Source organism: Methylocystis suflitae, assembly GCF_024448135.1.
GTDB lineage: Bacteria > Pseudomonadota > Alphaproteobacteria > Rhizobiales > Beijerinckiaceae > Methylocystis > Methylocystis suflitae.
Map to the genome: position 1 here is coordinate 1 of NZ_JAMRYX010000213.1, position 3,173 is coordinate 3,173.

The window sequence follows — 3,173 nt, forward strand, 5'->3', positions numbered from 1 at the left end:
TCGAAAATGCTGTCCTTGCCGGGCTCAGGCGCTTTTTCCGGCGCAGCCTGCTCGCCCTTGCCTTCGGTCTTGGGAAGCTGCTTGATCTGGATCGATCCTGGATCAAGCGCCTTGGTCCAATCGTCGCCGCCCTCGCTGCGCCGCTCCCAGGCCGGCAGCACGGTCAGCGCGATGCTGGTGATGAAGAAGATCGTCGCGAGAATGCCCGTGGCGCGGGTGAGCGCATTGGCCTGGCCGCGGCCGGTGAAAACGCCGCTGCCGCCGCCCATGCCGAGCGCGCCGCCCTCCGACTTTTGATAAAGCACCAGAATGACGAGCGCCGTGACCACCATCAGGTGGATCGCGATAATGACCTGCTGCATGTGCACCCTTCCAGCCGCGCCTGAGCCGCGCTCGACGCGCAATCCGTTGGGCGGCCTTTTACACCAAGCGTCACGCGCAAGGAAGGGGATAAGACCCTGCGATCAGCCATCTAAACGAAGAATCGCGAGCCTCGCAGCTCGCGATCGTCAGCGTCGTGGACGCGGCTCAATAAAAATTGCCGTCCTGGCCCTTCCACTTCGAGCCTTCTTCGTCGAAGCGGGTCTCGTCCTTGAACTCGATGACCTTGCCCGGCTCGATATATTGCTTGTCCTTGATCATCTGGTTCTGGATCGTCGTCGAATAATAGCTCGTATTGTCCGAACAGCCGGGCTTCACCGCGCCGCCCTCCGGCTTGCATTCGAGATTGGCGCCGTTCGGGAAGCGCACCTTCGCGGTGTAGTAGAACTCATAGCCGGCGTGACCGGCCCCTTCCACGTCGAGCGGCCAGAAGCGCGTGACTTTGAAGTCCTCGATCACCGCGTCCTTGTCGAATTTCTTCTTGATGAGATTTTCGAAGACCTTCTTCGCGTCGTCGGGCTTGGGCTCGCAATTGACGAGGCAGAAGGCGTTGGCGGGCGCGGCGCCGGCGAGGGCGCCGAACAGGCTAAGCGCCATGATATGCACGATGGTTCTATAGCTCTTCATCTTTGCGTCTCCCAACTGCGCACAGCCTGCGCATCGCTTCTCGCCGACGTCGCTCGTTGATTGACGCGTCTCGCGCGAAGCCCCCTTGCGTTTGACATTTTTCAAGCTGCACGGCTTAACGCGCTGCGGCAAGGGCGGCGCGGCGGGCGAATTGTCGCACGACCTAAAGAGATTTCGCGCGGTTGCGTCGCCTTGTCGCGCGCTCTATTGACGACGCGAGTTCAACGCCGACGACGAGGCATTCATGGCCGCTTACAAGCTTCTGCTCCTGCCGGGCGACGGCATCGGTCCGGAAATTTCCGCCGAGGCCGAAAAAGTTCTCGCCCTTCTGAACGAAGCGGGCGTCGCAAGCTTCGAGGTCGAGCGGGGACTCGTCGGCGGCGCGGCCTATGACGCGCATAAGCAAGCCATCAGCGAAGATGACATGAAGCGCGCGCTTGACGCCGACGCCGTGCTGCTCGCCGCCGTCGGCGGGCCGAAATGGGACGGCGTGCCTTATGAGTTGCGTCCCGAATCCGGCCTGCTGCGCCTGCGCAAGGATCTGGGTCTTTTCGCAAATCTGCGCCCGGCGATCTGCTACGCCGCGCTGGCCGACGCTTCTTCGTTGAAGCGCGACATCGTCGACGGCCTCGACATCATGATCGTGCGCGAATTGACGGGCGGCGTCTATTTCGGCGAACCCAAGGAGATCACCGATCTCGGCAATGGCCAGAAACGCGCCGTCGACACGCAGGTCTACGAGACCTATGAGATCGAGCGCATCGGCCGGGTCGCCTTCGAGATGGCGCGCAAGCGCGGGAACAAGGTGACCTCTTCCGAGAAGTCGAATGTGATGAAGTCGGGCTATCTGTGGCGCGAGGTCATCACCGCGCTGCATAAGCGCGAATATTCGGACGTGACGCTCGAACATATGCTCGCCGACGCGCTTGCGATGCAGCTCGTGCGCTGGCCCAAGCAGTTCGACGTCGTCGTCACCGACAATCTCTTCGGCGACATGCTGTCGGATGAGGCCGCGATGCTCACCGGCTCGCTCGGCATGTTGCCGTCGGCCTCGCTCGGCGCCGCGGATGAAAAGGGCAAGCGCCATGCGATGTATGAGCCGTGCCACGGCTCGGCGCCCGACATCGCCGGCAAAGGCATCGCCAATCCGATCGCCATGATCGGTTCGCTCGGCATGGCCCTGCGTTACAGCTTCGATCTGCCGAAAGCCGCCGACGCCATCGACGCGGCGATCGCCAATGTGCTGGCCAAGGGCCTGCGCACGGCCGACATCAAGGGCGACGCGCCCTCGACCGTCTCAACGAAAGAGATGGGCGACGCGATCGTCGCTGAGCTGAAGACGACGCTGTCTTAGCTCCGCGCGATTTACTTCCCGTGCACCATGCCGAGGAATTCCTCGCGGGTGCGCGGGTCGTCGCGGATGACGCCCAATAGGCGGCTGGTCGTCAGCAGCGACCCCGTGGTGTTGACCCCGCGCAGCGTCATGCAGCTGTGTTCCGCCTCGATGACGACGCCGACGCCCTGCGGCTCCAGAATATCCTGGATCGCCTCGGCGATCTCGGCGGTGAGCTTTTCCTGAATCTGCAGCCTTCGCGCGAAACCATGCACGACGCGGGCGAGCTTTGAGATGCCGACCACGCGATTGTTCGGCAGATAGCCGACATGCGCGCGGCCCGTCACCGGCAGCATATGATGCTCGCAGAAGCTGACGACTCGGATGTCCTTGAGGACCACGAGCTCGTCATAGCCGCCGACCTCGTCGAAGGTGCGCTTGAGATAGTCGCGCGGATCGGTCTCATAGCCAGCGAAAAGCTCGCGATAGGAACGCGCCACGCGCTCCGGCGTGTCGATCAGCCCCTCGCGACTAGGATCGTCTCCCGCCCATTCGATGAGAACCCGCACGGCCGCTTCTGCGTCAGCTTGGGTGGGTTTGGCCATGCCTTCAGCTCTCCAGGATCGTCGGGACGGATCGCGCCGCCCCGTCGCTGGATAAAGTCACAGGCTAGAGCGTTTGGCAAAGGCCACTGCCCGCTCCATTCGCCAAAAAGAAAAAACGCCGGCGCGGGGCGCGTCGGCGTTTCGAATGGAGCCGTTCTCGGCTCAGCGCCCGAGGCCGATCGCTGAGCCGACGCTGTTCACCGTGCGCTTAACGAAGCCGAGCGGAC

The 3,173-nt window shown here is 62.9% G+C and carries 4 protein-coding genes; 1 reads left to right on the forward strand and 3 read right to left on the reverse strand.

Features of this window, described 5'->3' with window-relative positions; all coding sequences use genetic code 11:
• Nucleotides 1–362 (reverse strand): preprotein translocase subunit SecG (secG, locus tag NEI07_RS16400; RefSeq protein WP_256036014.1); only part of this gene is annotated, 362 nt, incomplete at its 3' end.
• 166 nt (nucleotides 363–528) lie between these two features.
• Complete coding sequence (locus NEI07_RS16405; RefSeq protein ID WP_256036017.1) at nucleotides 529–1,008, reverse strand: hypothetical protein; 480 nt, start codon at nucleotides 1,006–1,008, stop codon at nucleotides 529–531.
• 244 nt (nucleotides 1,009–1,252) lie between these two features.
• Between NEI07_RS16405 and leuB the strand changes: the two genes are divergently transcribed.
• Nucleotides 1,253–2,362, forward strand: a complete 1,110-nt coding sequence (gene leuB / locus NEI07_RS16410) for a 3-isopropylmalate dehydrogenase (RefSeq protein ID WP_256036019.1) — start codon at nucleotides 1,253–1,255, stop codon at nucleotides 2,360–2,362.
• A gap of 11 nt (nucleotides 2,363–2,373) precedes the next feature.
• Here the strand turns inward: leuB and folE are convergent, their stop codons facing one another.
• Nucleotides 2,374–2,946, reverse strand: a complete 573-nt coding sequence (gene folE / locus NEI07_RS16415) for a GTP cyclohydrolase I FolE (protein ID WP_256036022.1) — start codon at nucleotides 2,944–2,946, stop codon at nucleotides 2,374–2,376.
• Nucleotides 2,947–3,173: the final 227 nt, after the last annotated feature.